The organism is Pseudomonas massiliensis, assembly GCF_000826105.1.
In the GTDB taxonomy this organism is placed as follows: domain Bacteria; phylum Pseudomonadota; class Gammaproteobacteria; order Pseudomonadales; family Pseudomonadaceae; genus Aquipseudomonas; species Aquipseudomonas massiliensis.
In genome coordinates this window covers 564,304-581,012 of sequence record NZ_CCYK01000006.1, presented here as the reverse complement: position 1 = coordinate 581,012, position 16,709 = coordinate 564,304, and the positions used below count along the sequence as shown (strand labels likewise).

General features: G+C 62.5%; 16 protein-coding genes and 1 pseudogene. 8 read left to right on the top strand and 9 right to left on the bottom strand.

Annotated elements, in window-relative coordinates; genetic code table 11:
- Positions 1-17: 17 nt before the first annotated feature.
- Positions 18-437, bottom strand: coding sequence for an organic hydroperoxide resistance protein (locus BN1188_RS08680; RefSeq protein WP_040260997.1), 420 nt, complete (start codon positions 435-437; stop codon positions 18-20).
- Positions 438-582: 145 nt separating this feature from the next.
- Positions 583-1,053 (bottom strand): MarR family winged helix-turn-helix transcriptional regulator, encoded by a 471-nt coding sequence (locus BN1188_RS08675; protein WP_040260996.1) that lies wholly within the window; start codon positions 1,051-1,053, stop codon positions 583-585.
- Between the two features lie 179 nt (positions 1,054-1,232).
- On the opposite strand from BN1188_RS08675, the gene BN1188_RS08670 reads away from it, so the two are divergent.
- Positions 1,233-1,982 carry a sulfite exporter TauE/SafE family protein gene (locus tag BN1188_RS08670; RefSeq protein ID WP_040260995.1) on the top strand — a complete coding sequence of 250 codons (750 nt, stop codon included), beginning with the start codon at positions 1,233-1,235 and terminating at the stop codon, positions 1,980-1,982.
- On the opposite strand, the gene BN1188_RS08665 is transcribed toward BN1188_RS08670, so the two are convergent.
- Complete coding sequence (locus tag BN1188_RS08665) at positions 1,983-2,837, bottom strand: LysR substrate-binding domain-containing protein (RefSeq protein WP_040260994.1); 855 nt, start codon at positions 2,835-2,837, stop codon at positions 1,983-1,985.
- A gap of 96 nt (positions 2,838-2,933) precedes the next feature.
- On the opposite strand from BN1188_RS08665, the gene BN1188_RS08660 reads away from it, so the two are divergent.
- Complete coding sequence (locus BN1188_RS08660) at positions 2,934-3,173, top strand: DUF1127 domain-containing protein (RefSeq protein WP_040260993.1); 240 nt, start codon at positions 2,934-2,936, stop codon at positions 3,171-3,173.
- A gap of 70 nt (positions 3,174-3,243) precedes the next feature.
- Here BN1188_RS08660 and BN1188_RS08655 read toward each other — a convergent pair whose 3' ends face one another.
- Complete coding sequence (locus BN1188_RS08655) at positions 3,244-4,602, bottom strand: class II 3-deoxy-7-phosphoheptulonate synthase (protein WP_040260992.1); 1,359 nt, start codon at positions 4,600-4,602, stop codon at positions 3,244-3,246.
- A 33-nt stretch (positions 4,603-4,635) separates the two neighbouring features.
- Here BN1188_RS08655 and BN1188_RS08650 point away from each other — a divergent pair, with 33 nt between their 5' ends.
- Positions 4,636-5,493, top strand: a complete 858-nt coding sequence (locus BN1188_RS08650) for a spermidine synthase (protein WP_232430909.1) — start codon at positions 4,636-4,638, stop codon at positions 5,491-5,493.
- A gap of 258 nt (positions 5,494-5,751) precedes the next feature.
- Positions 5,752-7,435: pseudogene (locus tag BN1188_RS08645) on the top strand (DEAD/DEAH box helicase).
- Positions 7,436-7,508: 73 nt separating this feature from the next.
- Here the strand turns inward: BN1188_RS08645 and BN1188_RS08640 are convergent.
- The 3 genes from BN1188_RS08640 to BN1188_RS08630 form a co-directional block, all read right to left on the bottom strand.
- Positions 7,509-8,276, bottom strand: a complete 768-nt coding sequence (locus BN1188_RS08640) for a DODA-type extradiol aromatic ring-opening family dioxygenase (protein ID WP_040260990.1) — start codon at positions 8,274-8,276, stop codon at positions 7,509-7,511.
- Between the two features lie 171 nt (positions 8,277-8,447).
- Positions 8,448-9,335, bottom strand: a complete 888-nt coding sequence (htpX, locus tag BN1188_RS08635; protein WP_040260989.1) for a protease HtpX — start codon at positions 9,333-9,335, stop codon at positions 8,448-8,450.
- Between the two features lie 205 nt (positions 9,336-9,540).
- The gene (locus BN1188_RS08630; RefSeq protein ID WP_040260988.1) at positions 9,541-10,752 is read right to left on the bottom strand and encodes a pyridoxal phosphate-dependent aminotransferase; all 1,212 of its coding nucleotides are present in this window, start codon (positions 10,750-10,752) and stop codon (positions 9,541-9,543) included.
- A 157-nt stretch (positions 10,753-10,909) separates the two neighbouring features.
- On the opposite strand from BN1188_RS08630, the gene msrB reads away from it, so the two are divergent.
- Together msrB and BN1188_RS08620 are read left to right on the top strand one after the other, a co-directional pair.
- A complete protein-coding gene (gene msrB / locus BN1188_RS08625; protein WP_040260987.1) occupies positions 10,910-11,317 on the top strand; it encodes a peptide-methionine (R)-S-oxide reductase MsrB in 408 nt (135 codons plus the stop codon).
- Entirely contained in the window at positions 11,317-11,802 is a 486-nt protein-coding gene (locus BN1188_RS08620; RefSeq protein WP_040260986.1) for a glutathione peroxidase, read from the top strand. Before msrB ends, BN1188_RS08620 begins: the two co-directional genes overlap by 1 nt.
- A gap of 13 nt (positions 11,803-11,815) precedes the next feature.
- On the opposite strand, the gene BN1188_RS08615 is transcribed toward BN1188_RS08620, so the two are convergent.
- Entirely contained in the window at positions 11,816-14,149 is a 2,334-nt protein-coding gene (locus BN1188_RS08615) for a response regulator (RefSeq protein ID WP_040260985.1), read from the bottom strand.
- Positions 14,150-14,273: 124 nt separating this feature from the next.
- Between BN1188_RS08615 and BN1188_RS08610 the strand changes: the two genes are divergently transcribed.
- Positions 14,274-15,164, top strand: a complete 891-nt coding sequence (locus tag BN1188_RS08610; RefSeq protein ID WP_040260984.1) for an ATP-binding protein — start codon at positions 14,274-14,276, stop codon at positions 15,162-15,164.
- Positions 15,161-15,643 (top strand): GAF domain-containing protein, encoded by a 483-nt coding sequence (locus tag BN1188_RS08605; RefSeq protein ID WP_040260983.1) that lies wholly within the window; start codon positions 15,161-15,163, stop codon positions 15,641-15,643. Before BN1188_RS08610 ends, BN1188_RS08605 begins: the two co-directional genes overlap by 4 nt.
- Positions 15,644-15,658: 15 nt before the next feature.
- Here the strand turns inward: BN1188_RS08605 and BN1188_RS08600 are convergent, their stop codons facing one another.
- Positions 15,659-16,426 (bottom strand): hypothetical protein, encoded by a 768-nt coding sequence (locus BN1188_RS08600; protein WP_040260982.1) that lies wholly within the window; start codon positions 16,424-16,426, stop codon positions 15,659-15,661.
- Positions 16,427-16,709: the final 283 nt, after the last annotated feature.

Genomic DNA, 16,709 nt, shown 5'->3' with positions numbered 1-16,709 from the left:
TTTTATGGGCCGGTTTCTTACACCGCGACGTGCAAGCGAACGTCCACATTGCCCCGCGTTGCGTTGGAGTAGGGGCAGACCTGATGCGCCTTGGCCACCAGCGCCTCGGCATCGCTCTGATCCAGGCCAGGCAGGCTGATGCGCAGGTCGATGTCCAGGCCAAAACCACCTTCGATCTGTCCAATGCCTACTTCAGCGGTGATCGAGGTATTGGCTGGAAGAGTGCGCTTCTGCTGACCAGCCACGAACTTCAACGCGCCGATGAAGCACGCTGAATAACCTGCGGCGAACAGTTGTTCCGGATTGGTGCCGGTGCCCTCAGCGCCGCCCAGGGCCTTGGGCGTGGCGAGGGAAACGTCAAGGGCCCCATCGCTGGAGACTGAGCGGCCGTCACGGCCCCCGGTGGAAGTGGCGGAAGCGGTGTAGAGAGTTTGCATGGGAAGCTCCTTGTATTGTGCAGCGTTATTTTGCGTGCAAGATAATATGGAAGTGACATTAACTCGCTCGTGTCGGCTACGCAAGGAGGATGTTGGATAATTCGAGCCTGTGGAGACGGGCGGTAGAGCTACCGCCCGACGGGGATCAGACGTTGTCCTGTAGACGACCACGCAATTCCAGCAAGCGCTCCTGAAGGGCGCGTAGCTCCGGCGGGCTCAGCGCGACCGCGCCAAAAACGCAGGCCGGTATCTGCAAGGCGTCATCGCGTAGCTGCCGTCCGGCTTGAGTGAGGTTGACGATCACGACGCGCTCGTCTTCCTTGCTTCGGGTTCTGCTAAGAAGGCCCAGGCTTTCAAGTCTCTTGAGCAGCGGGGTCAAGGAACCGGGATCCGTCAACAGGCGAGTGCTGATCTCGCCCACCGTCATGCCGTCGCGCTCCCATAGCACCAGCATGGCCAAGTACTGAGGGTAGGTAAGGCCCAGCTTGCTGAGCAGCGGCTTGTAGACCTTGGTCATGAGCAATGAAGTGGAATAAAGGGCAAAGCAAAGCTGGTTATCCAGCAGCAAGTGATCGCCGGAGTCGGCCGCCTGTTTGGAAGAATGTTCGGCTTTCATGCTGATCCTTGATGTCGAATGACGATAAATTTGCGCTCGGTTATTTAGTGTGCCATTCAATCCCTGTCGGCTCTATCGCTACCGCGGCAAGCAACCTGAAAATTTCGAACCATGAAGCCAATCAGAAGTTCGTTAAATGTTCATTTGCCGTACGATGCGTTTTTTCGCGGAGGGTGGTCATGCTGGAGTGGGTAGGCTACGGGTTGTTCGGGGCGGTATTGGGTACGCTGGGTGGGCTGTTCGGCATTGGCGGCGGCTTGATCGCCATCCCCGCCCTGGGTCTGCTGTTCGGGCTTGACCAGCAACTGGCGCAGGGTACCGCCCTGGTGATGGTGGTGCCCAACGTTCTGCTGGCGCTATGGCGTTATCACCAGCGTAACCGCATCGATCCTCGAGATGCCTTGGCCCTTGGCTTGGCCGGGCTGGTATGTGCCTGGCTCGGGTCACTGTCGGCGGTCGGCCTGGATGCCGGCCTCATGCGCAAAGGTTTTATCGGGTTTCTGCTTTTCCTGGCACTGATGAACCTGGCTCGACTGTTCTGGCGACAAGCGACGCCGACGCAGCGCCGCGAGCATGGATGGCCAGCCCTGGGCCTGCTGGGCGGCGTGGCGGGCTTCATGGGCGGCCTGTTCGGGGTGGGTGGGGCGGTGGTCGTTACCCCTGCGCTGACTGCCGTGTTCGGCGCCTCCCAGGTCGTTGCCCAAGGGCTCTCCCTTGCACTGGCTGCGCCCAGCACCGGCATTACTTTGGTGACCTATGCACTTCATGACCATGTGAACTGGCCCATGGGCCTGGCCATGGCTGCGGGCGGGCTGCTGAGCATCAGTTGGGGCGTGCGTATTGCCTATGCGCTCCCGGAGCGCGCGTTGCGAGGGGCCTTCTGTGGCTTCCTGGTGGTCTGCGCGGTCATGCTGGCCCTGAAGGCCTGATCATAGGCGGAAACCCTCGACAATGAAGTCGGCGAGCGATTCGGTCATGGGTGATTGGGCATGGTTGGCCCGCAAGAGCATCACGTTGGCCAAGGGCAATTCCGGTAGGCCGTCGGCCTCGCCGAGGATGCGCATGTCCGCCGGGATCAGGCTGCGCAACTGGGCGGTGACGGCCAGGCCGGCGGTCACCACCGCCATGATGGCCGCCAGGCTCGGGCTGCTGTAGGCGATCCTGTAGGCTCTGCCTTGGGTATCCAAGGCGTTGCAGGCCCAGGCTCGACAGAAACAGTCGGTATTGAACATGGCCAGGGGGATAGGGTCCTTCTCGTGAGGCGAGTAACCGCTCGCTTCAGCCCAGACGAAGCGTTCCTGCCTGAGCAACTGCCCCAGTTCATGGCCGGGCTCACGAGTAATGATGGTCAGGTCCAGATCCTGCCGAGTGAGCAATTGTCGAGACGTCTCGCAGTGCACCTCCACTTGCACCAAGGGGTAAGCCTCGGCGAAGCGCGACAGGATGCCGGGCAGGAAACGCATGGCGTAGTCATCCGGCGTGCCTATCTTCACGGTGCCGACCATGTGCGGGGCGCGCAAGGTGTTGAATACTTCGCTATGCAGCTTGAGGATCCGCCGCGCGTATCCCAGCAACACCTGGCCTTCGGCCGTTAGCCGTACCTGCCGGCCGTCCCGTTCGAACAGCCGACGTTGCAGGATATCTTCCTCCAGGCGTTTCATCTGCATGCTCACCGCCGACTGGGTGCGATTGACCTGCTCGCCGGCTCGAGTGAAGCCGCCTTGGTCAGCGATGGCTACGAAGGTGCGCAGTACGTCCGAATCGATGCTGGGATAGGTCGCCATTCATCAAGCCCGCAGATGCCAGGGATAAGAAACATTCGTTAGATTGATCCTAACGCCAGGTAGACACTTTGCCTATCCAAAACGGAGGGTAACGTGATGAAAGGTCAGCGAGGATTCTTGCAGGTGTTTCCCCAGGCGTATCGCCCAAGGATTGAGACCGGCATGGCCAAGGGCATTCTGGCTCGTCTGGCCCGCTGGCGGGAGCTGGCGTGCCAGAGACGCCAGCTGGCCGCGCTCAGCGATAGTACGCTGCATGACCTGGGCCTGAGCCGAGCCGACGTGGCCGCCGAGGCGGAGCGTCCTTTCTGGGACGACCCCCTCGGCAAAGGCCGCTGAAGCTGGAAGCCTCAGTGGGTAGCGGGCCGTGGTGCCGGCTAGCGAGGGCTACGCAGGTGAGTGACAGGTGTCAGCCGCGCTGGCTTCCCCGGACCGCCTTCATGGTTTCAGCGATCATGAAGGCCAGCTCCAGCGATTGATCGGCATTGAGGCGAGGGTCGCAATGGGTATGGTAGCGGTCCGAGAGGCCATCTTCGGTGATGGGGCGTGAACCGCCGATGCATTCGGTGACATTCTGCCCGGTCATCTCGATATGAATACCACCGGCATAGGTGCCTTCGGCCTGGTGCACGGCGAAGAAATCCTTCACCTCGCCCAGGATCTGAGCGAAGTCCCGGGTCTTGTAGCCGCTACTGGCCTTGATGGTATTGCCATGCATGGGGTCGCAGCTCCATAGCACTTGCCGGCCCTCGTCCCGTACGGCACGCAGCAGGCGCGGCAGATGCTCGCCCACCTTGCCAGCGCCCATGCGGACGATCAGGTTCAATCGCCCTGGGTCATTGTCCGGATTGAGGATGTCGATCAGGCGCAGCAGGTCCTCGCTGTCCATGCTGGGCCCTACCTTGACGCCGATGGGGTTGTTCACGCCACGCAGGAATTCCACATGGGCGCCGTCTACCTGACGGGTGCGATCGCCGATCCAGAGCATGTGAGCCGAACAGTCGTACCAGTCGTTGGTCAGGCTGTCGCGCCGCACGAAGGCTTGCTCGTAATTGAGCAGCAAGGCCTCGTGAGCGGTGAAAAAACTGGTTTCCCGCAATTGCGGAAGGTTGTCCAGCCCGCAGGCGCGCATGAACCCCAGGGTCTCATCGATGCGGTCGGCCAGCCGGTGGTACTTGTCGGCCAGGGCAGAGTTGGCGATGAAATCCAGGTTCCAGCGATGTACCTGGTGCAGGTCGGCGAAGCCGCCCTGGGCGAAAGCGCGTAGCAGGTTCAGGCTGGCGGTGGATTGATGGTAGGCCTGCAGCAGCCGCTCCGGGTCCGGCGTGCGGCTGTGCTCGTCGAAACCGATGCCATTGACGATGTCGCCCCGGTAGGCAGGCAGCGTAACCTGGCCCTGGGTTTCGGTGTCGCCGGAGCGTGGCTTGGCGAACTGGCCGGCCATGCGGCCGATCTTGACCACGGGGCAACCGGCGGCGAAGGTCATTACCACTGCCATCTGCAACAGCACCTTGAAGGTGTCGCGGATCTTGGCGGCGGAAAATTCGGCGAAGCTTTCGGCGCAATCGCCGCCCTGGAGCAGAAACGCCCGGCCCTGGGTAACCTCGGCGAACTGGCGCCGCAGTTCCCGGGCCTCGCCAGCGAAGACCAGCGGCGGGAAGCTCCCCAGGGTTGCTTCGACCTTGGCCAGGTGGGCGGCATCGGGATAGCCGGGTTGTTGGCGGATGGGCAGTGTGCGCCAGCTGTCGGGACTCCAGGGGGCAGGCATGGGTGACCTCAGGTGTGGAGAAGCGGGGCAGGGATGTTACCAGATCGTCCAGGTGGGGTAGCGCTGGCGGTTCCGGTCGGGGTGGGGGACAATGGCGCTTTCCAGCCCGATGAACGAACCGCCGTGGATACGCCCGCTCCGCCCGCGTCCGAAGAACGCCTGCTTGCCGAAGTCCACGACCCGCACGGCATCATCAAGGTCTGGGAAGTAGGGGATTACCGCTTCCTGGAATTTGGCGAGGCCATTGAGCAGAGCTGCGTTTTCATGCCCGATCCCGCCTGGCTTGAATACGACTATACCCGCGCAATGCTGTTGGGGGCGCTTTGCCATGAGCGCCCTGAAACAGCCCTGTTCCTGGGCCTGGGGGGCGGGACCCTGACCCAGGCCTGTCTGGCCTTCCTGCCGCTCGAGGACGTGGAGTGCATCGAACTTCGCGAGGCGGTGCCGCGCCTGGCCATGGACTACCTGGGGCTGGCCGATGACCCACGGCTGTACATTCGGGTGGGCGACGCCCTGGAGTTGCTGCCAAGCGCCGAGCAGGCCGACCTGGTGTTCGTTGATCTCTACACTGACCAGGGGCCGGGTGTCGCGCACCTGGCCTGGCGGTTCCTGGAACAATGCCAGCAGCGGCTCAACCCGGGTGGCTGGCTGATCATCAACCAGTGGGCCACCGACGAAGGCAGGCCCTTGGGCGCGGCCTTGCTGCGCGGCTTGTACCATCGGCACTACTGGGAGCTGCCGGTCAAGGAAGGAAACGTCATTCTGATCGTGCCAGCGACGCTGGACCAGACCCTGGATGCCGCTTCCCTGCGCCTGCGCTGCGAGGCCCTGGCGCCGCGCCTGGGTTATCGGCTCGACGGGTTGCTCGACGCGCTGCGGCCAGCCTCCTGAGCCAAGCCTCGAGCAGACAGCGGGGCAGCGCTGTCTTGCCGACGAAAAAACTCACCCCGTGGCCAGCTTTTCGGGTATGATGCGCGCCGGCCTTTCAACGGGGCCACGTTTAGGTAGTTTCTCCGAAGACAGCTTCGGCTGACGTCCGCGCTAGCGGGCTCTCCCTGACGATTCATTCATCAATCGTTTTCGCAAATCCCCGCCGCCAAAGTTGCCAGGGTGACTCTCGAAGTCTTACGGCATGTGCAACTTTGGAGCATGGGTCTTTGCGGATGCACTTAGAGGCAGACCCATGACCCAGGAAACCGGCGGCTTCGCCGCGCTCGAACTCCATCCAAGCATCGTTGCCGCAGTCATCGCCACGGGGTATGAAGAACCCTCCGCGATCCAGCAGCAGTCGATTCCGATCATCCTCGCCGGTCACGACATGATCGGCCAGGCGCAGACCGGCACCGGCAAGACCGCCGCGTTCGCTCTGCCGATCCTGCACCGTATCGACCCGAGCAAGCGCGAGCCGCAAGCCCTGATCCTGGCGCCAACCCGCGAGTTGGCGCTGCAAGTGGCTACCGCGTTCGAAACCTATGCCAAGCAGATGCCTGGCGTGAACGTCGTAGCCGTATACGGCGGTGCCCCGATGGGCCCGCAACTCAAGGCCATTCGCAACGGCGCGCAGATCGTCGTGGCAACCCCCGGCCGGCTCTGCGACCACCTGCGTCGCGACGAGAAGGTACTGGCGACCGTCAACCACCTGGTGCTCGACGAAGCCGACGAAATGCTCAAGCTGGGCTTCATGGACGACCTCGAAGTGATCTTCGACGCCATGCCGGAAAGCCGCCAGACGGTATTGTTCTCGGCCACGCTGCCGGCGTCCATCCGTGCGATCGCCGAGCGTCACCTCAAAGAACCCAAGCACGTCAAGATCCAGAGCAAGACCCAGACCGTATCGGCCATCGACCAGGCTTACCTGCTGGTGCACGCCGACCAGAAGGTGCCGGCGGTGCTGCGCCTGCTGGAAGTCGAGGAATTCGACGCCCTGATCGCGTTCGTGCGCACCAAGCAGGCTACCCTGGACCTGGCCAGCGCCCTGGAAGCCAAGGGCTACAAGGCCGCGGCCCTGAACGGCGACATCGCGCAGAACCAGCGCGAGCGTGTCATCGACTCGCTCAAGGACGGCCGCCTGGATATCGTGGTAGCTACGGACGTTGCCGCCCGTGGCCTGGACGTACCGCGTATCACCCACGTGTTCAACGTGGATATGCCGTACGATCCGGAATCCTACGTGCACCGCATCGGCCGTACCGGCCGTGCCGGTCGCGATGGTCGTGCCCTGCTGCTGGTCACGCCACGTGAGCGCCGCATGCTTCAGGTGATCGAGCGCGTTACCGGCCAGAAAGTTGCCGAGGTACGCCTGCCCACGGCCCAGGCCGTGCTGGATGCGCGCATCAAGAAGTTGACCAACAGCCTGGCGCCACTGGTGGCCGATGCCGAGGCCAGCCATGGCGAGCTGCTCGACCGCCTGACCGCGGATATCGGTTGCAGCCCCCGCGCTCTGGCGGCCGCCCTGCTGAGCAAGGCGACCAACGGACAATCGCTGGACCTGGCCACGGTCGAGCGTGAGCAGCCGCTGGTGCCGACCGCCTCCGCCCAGCGCGAGCGTAGCGGTGAGCGCCACGAGCGCCGCGCCCCGATGCCACTGGCTGAAGGTCGCGTGCGTTGCCGCACCGCCCTGGGGGCCCGCGACGGTATCGCCGCCAAGAACCTGTTGGGTGCCATCCTCAACGAAGGCGGCCTGGTGCGTGAATCCATCGGGCGTATCCAGGTGCGTGACAGCTTCAGCCTGGTCGAGCTGCCGGAAGACGGTCTGGACCGTCTGCTGGCCAAGCTCAAGGACACACGAGTTGCCGGCAAGCAGCTGAAGCTGCGCCGTTACCGCGAAGACTAAGGCCGGACGCCTTCAAGAACCCTTGCTCTCGAGCAGGGGTTTTTGTTTTCAGGGGTAGCGCTTTTTTCGCACCTCAATCGAACCGGTACACGTCCATGCCCAAGGCACCCAGGGTGAACCCTTGATGGGCGATGCTGAAGACGCCGCCCGCACCCAGGGCAAAGTACAGGGGCAGCAGGTGCTCGTCGCTGGGGTGATTGCGCACTGCGTGGGGCGCAAGCTTTCGGTAATCCAGAAGGCTGTCCATGTCACCGGCGGCCAACCGCGCCACCATCCAGTCTCTGAAGGCCAGGGCCCAAGGCGTGGCTTGCTCGGCCTTAGCGGTTCGATCCAGCTCTCTGAGATTATGAGTGATGCTACCGGAACCGATCAAAAGTATGCCGTCGTCACGCAAGCCACCCAGCGCCCGGCCTACCGCGACCTGGAAAGCGGGGCCGTAGCTGCTGGGAAGCGAGATTTGCACAACCGGGATCCGGGCCTGCGGGTACATCAGCATCAGGGGCACCCAGGCGCCATGGTCCAGGGGACGTTGAGGGTCCGGTCGCGCGGGTAACCCATGTTCGACCAGGCGGTTGGCGATGGCCTCCGCCAGTTCAGGGGCGCCGGGCGCCGGATAGCGTTGAGCGTAGAGCTCGGCGGGAAAGCCGCTGAAATCGTGCCAGGTGGGCGGGGCCGGATGAGCCCCCACGGCCAGGTCGCCACTTTCCCAATGGGCAGACATCAGCACGATGGCGCTTGGCTGCGGCAAGGACGTGGCCAGCGCGCGTAGGGCAGGCCCGCTGGCGCCCGGCTCGAGCGCCAGCATGGGTGAACCATGAGAGATGAACAAGGAAGGGAGCATGAGGGGCCTCGAAACCGGACAGGCCTTTATCTTCGATGAGCCGGCGCGTACTGGTCCAACCGATTTTTTTGAGGACAATCATCGAAGCGACCAATGCCGATCAGAGGCCCTTTCCGCCTTCGCTAACGAAAACCCCCGCGAGTGCGGGGGCTTCTGGGCGACTGGCCGGGTTCAACCGCGCTGGCGCAGGGCGTCGATACGCTCTTCCAGCGGCGGGTGGCTCATGAACAGGCCAGCCAGGCCATGCTTGAGGCCACTGTTGATGCCGAAGGCATGCAAGGTGTCCGGCATGGTCACCGGTACGCCCTGTTCGGCACGCAGGCGTTGCAGGGCATTGATCATGGCGCCGGTGCCGGCCAGGCGTGCGCCGGCATCATCGGCCCGGAACTCACGACGACGGGAGAACCACATCACGATGATGCTGGCCAGGATGCCCAGCACCAGCTCGGCGAAGATGGTCGCGATGTAGTAGGCCATGCCCTGGCCTTCCTCGTTCTTGAAGATCACCTTGTCGACGAAGTTGCCGATGATCCGGGCGAAGAACATCACGAAGGTGTTCACCACGCCCTGGACCAGCGCCAGCGTGACCATGTCGCCGTTGGCCACGTGGCCGATCTCATGGGCCAGTACCGCGCGCACTTCGTCCGGCGAAAATCGCTCCAGAAGGCCCTGACTCACGGCGACCAGGGCGTCGTTGCGGTTCCAGCCGGTGGCGAAGGCGTTGGCCTCGTAGGCCGGGAAGATGCCCACCTCGGGCATCTTGATACCGGCTTCCCGAGACAACTGCTCGACGGTTTGCAACAGCCATTGCTCATGGCGGGTGCGCGGTTGGGTGATGATCTGGGTGCCAGTGCTCATCTTGGCCATCCATTTGGAAATGAACAGCGAGAACAGCGAGCCGGCGAAGCCGAAGACAGCGCAGAAGATCAGCAGCTGTTTGAGGTTGAGGTCCACCCCGTTTGCCGCCATGAAGCCGTTGAAGCCAAAGAGGCTCAGGGTAATGCTGGCTATCAGCACGACCGCAAGGTTGGTGGCCACGAACAGCAGAATGCGCATCATGGTGTCGAGTTACTCCTGACGAATAGATGTGAAGCGTTGTCGGGTATATAAGGCCCCGACCTCGGGGATTCAACAAGGCGACTATTTCAAACTATGTCGTCAGAAGTTTCCTACGTGCTGCGTCGAAGTCTTCGACACAGCACTTTAGCGCTACGGGCCGCGCTCCAGACACCTCGGTGCGGTGCTGGCTCGGCCCTCGGCCCGGTCACTGCCGGTAGCTGCGAAGGAAGCTGCCAATTCGGCCGATGGCCTGCTCCAGGTCATCTACCCGAGGCAGGGTCACCACGCGGAAGTGGTCAGGCCATGGCCAGTTGAACGCCGTGCCCTGAACGACCAGCAGCTTTTCCGAGAGCAGCAGGTCGAGCACGAACTTCTCGTCGTTGTAGATCGGGCAGACCTTCGGGTCGATCCGGGGGAAGGCATAGAGCGCGCCCATGGGTTTGACACAGCTCACCCCGGGAATGTCATTGAGCAGTTCCCAGGTGCGGTTGCGCTGTTCGAGCAGGCGCCCCGGTGGCAGTACCAGGTCGTTGATGCTCTGGTAGCCGCCCAGGGCGGTCTGGATGGCGTGCTGGCTCGGTACGTTGGCGCACAGGCGCATGTTAGCCAGGATGTCCAGGCCTTCGATATAGCTCTGGGCATGCTGCTTGGGACCGGAAATGGCCAGCCAGCCGGAACGGAAGCCAGCGACTCGATAGGACTTGGACAGCCCGTTGAAGGTCAGGCACAGCAGGTCGGGCGCCAGGGCCGCGCTGCTGATATGCACGGCTTCGTCGTAGAGGATCTTGTCGTAGATCTCGTCGGAGAACACCACCAGATTATGCTGGCGAGCCAACTCCAGCATGCCCAGCAGCACTTCCCGGGAGTACACCGCGCCGGTGGGGTTGTTCGGGTTGATGATGACCATGGCCTTGGTATTGGGCGTGATCTTGGCCTTCATGTCCTCGAGGTCGGGCCACCAGTTGGCCTGCTCGTCGCACAGGTAGTGCACCGCATGGCCGCCAGCCAGGCTTACCGCGGCCGTCCACAATGGGTAGTCCGGCGCCGGGATCAGCACCTCGTCGCCATTGTTGAGCAGCGCCTGCATGGACATGACGATAAGCTCGGAAACGCCGTTGCCCAGGTAGATGTCTTCGATGCCGACGCCTTCGACCTGCTTTTGCTGGTAGTACTGCATCACCGCCTTGCGCGCGCTGAAAAGGCCTTTCGAATCGCTATAGCCCTGGGCAGTGGGCAGGTTGCGGATCACGTCCTGGAGGATTTCCTCCGGCGCTTCGAAACCGAACGGCGCCGGGTTGCCGATGTTCAGCTTGAGGATGCGGTGACCTTCCTCTTCCAGGCGCTTGGCGTGTTTGAGTACCGGGCCGCGAATGTCATAGCAGACATTGGCGAGCTTGTTCGATTTGCTGAACTGCATGGTGAGGTCCCGAAGGGCGGCCGACAGACGCCGAAATTGGATTTGAACGAGCGATGCGCGGGTGACAGACTGGCAACGATTGATGGCGCAATCATACGTGCCACTCCCATGACGGAAAAGCCACTAGCCGGCGATTTTCCGTAGCCGAGGTGAAGCCATGCAGAAAATCGAAAAAACCCTTGAACAATGGCGCGAGATGCTCGACCCAGAGCAGTACCAGGTATGCCGTCTGGCCGGTACCGAGCGGCCGTTCACGGGCAAATACAACACGGTCAAGGCCGCGGGCATCTACCACTGCATCTGCTGCGACGCCCCGCTGTTCGATGCCAAGACCAAGTTCGATTCCGGCTGCGGCTGGCCCAGCTTCTACGAACCCATCGGCGAGCAGGCCATGGTCGAGCTGCGCGACACTACCCATGGCATGATTCGCACCGAAGTGCGCTGCGCCCAGTGCGACGCCCACCTGGGGCATGTATTTCCCGATGGCCCGCCGCCTACCGGCTTGCGGTATTGCATCAATTCGGTATGCCTGCAGCTGGTGACGCCCGAAGGGGAGCGCATCTGATGGCTGCCTCGCTGCTGGAGATCCGCTGCAGGCGGATCGACGGTAACGAAACGAGCCTGGCACAGATGCCGGCCCGAGCCTGGCTGGTGGTCAATACCGCCAGCAAGTGCGGGTTCACGCCCCAGTACCAGGGCCTGGAAACCCTCTGGCGGCGGTACCGCGATCAAGGATTGGTGGTGTTGGGTTTTCCCTGCAATCAGTTTGGCGGCCAGGAGCCGGGGGAAGAACAGGACATCGCGCATTTCTGCGAGCGGGATTTCGGGGTGAGTTTCCCGTTGTTCGCCAAGGTCAGGGTCAACGGGCCAGAGGCTCATCCCTTGTTCGCTGCTCTCAAGCAACGAGCACCTGGCCTGCTGGGAAGCCAGGGCATCAAGTGGAATTTCACCAAGTTTCTGGTGGATGCTTCTGGCCAGCGCGTAGAGCGTTTCGCGCCGACGACCCGTCCCCAGCAGCTGGAAGAGCGCATCGAGGCCCTGCTGCGCTGACTGGACTCCTCATTCAGGTGAGTGGGGCCGTCGGCGGATCGCCCGCTGTCCATTGGTCGATCAGGCCAATCAGCTCTTCCCGGCGGAACGGCTTGGCGAGGTAGTCACTCATGCCGGCGGCCTTGCAGCGCTCCCGCTCTTCGGGCATGGCATTGGCCGTAAGCGCGATGATAGGCAAGTGAGGCCAACGCCCGCTCTCACGGATGCGGCGGCTGGCCTCGTAGCCATCCATCACTGGCATGTTGCAGTCCATCAGAACCAGGTCAAAAGCCTCGCGCTCGAGAGCGGCGATACCTTCGGCACCATTGGTGGCCACCTCGACCTGGCAGCCGAGCTTGCCCAGCATGCCCTTGGCTACCAACTGGTTGACCGGGTTGTCCTCCACCAGAAGGATGCGGACGTGGCGGGCCGGAGGTACCTCCACCGGCGCTGGCTGCGGGATTGCGGGCTCCTGCTCATTGAGATGGTCGCGCAGGATGTCCACCAGCGCCGAGCGAGACAGCGGGCGCGCCACCTGCCGGACAGGCGCGAGGGCCTTGGCCTGCTCCGGAGACAGGAAGTTGCCGTAGGCAGTGACCAGCACCAGTGGTGCCGCGGTCAGGCCCCGGAGTGCTTCCAGGCAGGAGGGGCAGTCTGTGATCAGCAGCTCGGCGACCGGTAGGCCCTCGGCGGGAATGGTCTCCAGGTGCTGATAGGTCAGGCCCCAGCGAGACAGGTACTGATCCAGCAGCTCCGTCAATCCGCTTTGCGCCGCGCTGACTGCCAGAACCTTGCCTTGCAGGTGCGGAGGTGGAAGCGCCTCGCTGTGGACCGGCAAGGGCAGGTCGGCGTAGAAACGGCTGCCTTGGCCGGAGCGTGAACTGATGCTCAGACGTCCCTGCATTGCCGTGCACAGGTTGCTGGTCAGTGCCAACCCCAGTCCGGTGCCGCCGAATTGCCGGCTGATGTTGGCGCCGGCCTGGGTGAACGGCCTGAATATCTTGCTCTGGGCATCGGCGGGGATGCCGATGCCGGTATCGCTCACTTCGATGCGCACCCGCTCGCCAACCTTGAGCAGGCGCAAGTCAACCCGACCCTGGCGGGTGAACTTGAGCGCGTTGGACAGCAGGTTGCTGACGATCTGGCGCACACGCATGGGGTCGCCTACCACCTCGGCAGGGAAGCCGGGCTCGACCAGGCAGGTCAGCTCAACGTCCGGCGCGGCATTCTGGGAAAACAGGCTCGCCGTTTCCTCGGCCAGCGCCGCCAGGTCAAAGGGCACCTGCTCCAGCTCGAGCTGGCCAGCATCGAACTTGGACAGGTCCAGGATATCGTTCAGCAGTTCAACCAGCACTTTGCCTGAATCATGGGCAATGGTCAGTTGCTGGCGCTGCTCATTGCTCAGGGGAGTATCCAGGGTCAGGCCGATCATGCCGAGCAGGCCGTTGAGGGGCGTGCGGATCTCATGGCTCATGTTGGCCAGAAACGCCGAGCGCGCCTGAGCCATGTCCAGGGCAGTGCGCCTGGCCTTGTCCAGCTCACGGTTGGATTGGCTCAGCCGCTGGTTGCTGGCCTCCAGCTCTTCGGTGCGGGCCGAGACGACGCCCTCGAGTTCGTCCAGGTAGGCGGTGAGGCGATCCTCGGCCGCCTGGCGCTGGTGGATCTCCGCGGCGGTTCGCTCAAGCTGCTCATTGGCAACATGTACCAGGACGCCGATCTCATCTTTCTCATGCCCCTTGGGGCAGGGCAGGTGGCGAGGGTCGGCCACGTCCAGGCTGACCCTACTCAGATGGCCCACCACGGTTACCAAGGGTTTGGTAAGCATGAAATAGAACATTACCAGCAGTATGGCGGTAAACACAGTGGTGCGCAGGAAGCCGCTGACCAAGGTAACCTCGCCCCGCTCGATGAAGCGCCCACCAACCGCCGCGGTGTCTACGGAGACGCTCAAGGTACCCAGCTTTTCTTCGGGAAGATGCGCGAGGAACAGCGTTATATCGACTTCAAGGCTGCGCCCGAACAGGAAATTGCTCAGGAATCGGTGAGGGGTTTCATTGCGCGGCCGCTCCACTTCGGCCAGGACCGTGCCCTCATTGTCGATCAGGCGGGCCCCGATGATGGATTCGGAGCGAAGCAACCCGCGGGTCAGCTCAAGGGCCAGCTCGCGGTCAATGTTGTAGGCGATGCGCGAGGCGGGGTTCTGGCTGATTTCCAGTAGCGAGGCGATCTGGCTTTTGAGCAGGTCACGGCTGCTGGCATAATCCAGGGAAATTTGCATCAGGCTCAGCAAGGTGCCCAGGATCAGGCCCAACACTACGGTCAGTCGTGCCTGTTTATACGACAACCGCTGGTTGAACTTGATGCCCATGGCCCTGGCGCTGTTTCGCTCGATGATGCACCCCCAGCTTAGACAGTGAGCCGCGCGGCGGCCTGACGCCCCCAAGGGCTCATCCTGCATCCTGTATAGCCCTTGCGCGGCCAGAGGTGAAGTTTTGGACACTCAATTGCAGCGATTTCTCGAACGGGCCGAAGCCGTACTGGCGCGTATCGAACCCATGTTGCCCGCACCAGTACCGGACATAGACTGGAATGACAGCCTGGCGGCCCGCTGGCAGCGGGGGCAGCACGGCGCTTACCTGCTGCCCCTGGAAGTGCGGCTGGACATTCACCTGCAAGACCTGCGCGGCATCGACAACCAGCGCCAGCAGCTGGAGCGCAATACCCGGCAATTCCTCGACGGCCTGCCTGCCAACCATGCCTTGCTCTGGGGCGCGCGCGGTACGGGCAAGTCCTCTCTGGTCCGGGCCCTGTTGGCTGGCTTCCATCGCCAGGGCCTGCGCCTGATCGAGATCGAGCGAGACCACCTGGCGGATCTGCCCCGGGTAGTGGAGCAATTGCGCCTGCTACCGCAGCGTTTCGTGCTGTTCTGCGATGACCTGTCCTTCGAGGCGGGGGAGGGGGACTACCGGGTGCTCAAGAGCGTGCTGGATGGCTCACTGGAGCAGGCGCCTGAGAATGTCCTGCTATATGCCACCTCCAATCGGCGTCACCTGGTACCGGAGAAACAGAGCGATAACGACAACTGGACCCACGTGGAAGGCGAGCTCCATCCCAGCGAGGCGGTGGAAGACAAGATCGCTTTGTCCGACCGGTTTGGCTTGTGGCTATCGTTCTACCCCTTCAGCCAGGCCCATTATCTGGATGTGGTGGAACACTGGGTCGGGCAACTGGCACGCAAGGCCGGGCTCGACTGGCAGCGCAATACTGAACTCGAGGTCATGGCGGTACGCTTTGCAACCTCGCGGGGCAACCGCAACGGGCGCTGCGCCTATCAATTCGCCCGCCAATGGGTGGGACTCAAAATGCTGGAGATTTCTCAATGATCGATCTGCAAGCCACGGGCGATGGCCTGGAGGGCTACGCTCTATTGGCCGCTCAATTGCAAGCCCTGCTGGCCGGCGAGCGTGATTTCATCGCCAATGCCGCCCAGCTGTCGGCATTCCTCTACAGCGAAGTGCCTGACCTGAACTGGGCCGGGTTCTACCTCAACCGCAACGAGGAGCTGGTGCTAGGCCCGTTCCAGGGCAAGGTCGCCTGCGTGCGTATCCCGTTCGGCAAGGGCGTGTGTGGCGCCGCGGCGCGCAGCCGGTCGACCCAGCGTGTAGAGGACGTACACGCCTTTGCGGGCCATATCGCCTGTGACAGCGCCTCGAACAGCGAGCTGGTGGTGCCTCTGGTCAAGGACGGGCGCCTGGTGGGGGTGCTGGACCTGGACAGTCCGCTGACAGGCCGCTTCACTGCCGAAGATCAGGTCGGCATCGAACAGCTGGTAGCAATATTCCTCGCCGCCACCGACCTTTGAACGAGCCGGGCCATCTCAGTCGTAGATGGCCTTTTTCTTCCACTCGGTTTCTTCTTCGGTTTCCTTCAGGCCGGCAGTCAACTCATTCACGTCATCGTCGTGGGCCTGGATCTTGTTCAACACCAACGCGTCCGCTCGCGCGACCATCTTCTGCGCGTAGGCCAGTTCCTCAGAATAGAGATTAGGGTCCGGCTGTTTTTTCAGGTACTGGACCGCGCGCTCATAAGCCAGGCGCGCATGGCCCGGGTCGCCATCCTGGAAGGCCTGCTGTCCCAGGTTGTTGAAAAACTCCAGATGCAACTTTACCAGCAAGCCGCGGATGACGTTGTTCCAGTGACGAGATTCGCCTGGCTTGAACAGGTTTTCCTGAGCGGCGCGCTGGATCTGGTGGTGCAGGCCCTCGATCAGGAAGCTTACTTCCTTGGCCTGGGCTTCGGTGGTGATAGGCGTGGAAGGGTTCTTGACTTCCACCTCTTCCTTGGCCATGTCCAGTTCCAGCTCGGCCAGGCGTTCCTTGAGTTCAGGGCTGGCCTTGTTGAGCGCCAATGCGCGCTTGACCACATTGTGCTCGAGTCGATGCATGAGCATCTTCACTTCCGGCGTCGTCAACTGCCCAGGGAAGCGCTCGTTGAGTTCGGCGCAGCGGCGCAGACGATCCTTGAGTTCATGACCCAGGCGGATCTTCTCTGCCTTGTTGGCTTCCACGGCGTTATTCAGAAAGCCAATGGCGATCAATATGGCTACACCCGCTATCACTATCGCGGCAATCATCATATGTGTCACGGGGCTAACCTCGTCCGTACCAATAGCTTGAGTGTAGTGGCTGACTTGCCAGGGGCATAGCACAGCCCATCGAGCCGCGTAATGCGGCGGCGGCCGATTATGCCCCTGGCCCGATGGCCGGCATAGCCCCAGGTGAGGCCTGCAAGACGGCGGTACGCTCGCTTCAAGATCGAAAGCCATTGATTTCAATAATTTTTGGCAGGGGGTTGACGGCCTCGGAAACCGCCCCTAGAATGCGCGCCACTTGCAGCGTAAAGCACTTCGCAAAGCGCAGCAGGGAGTG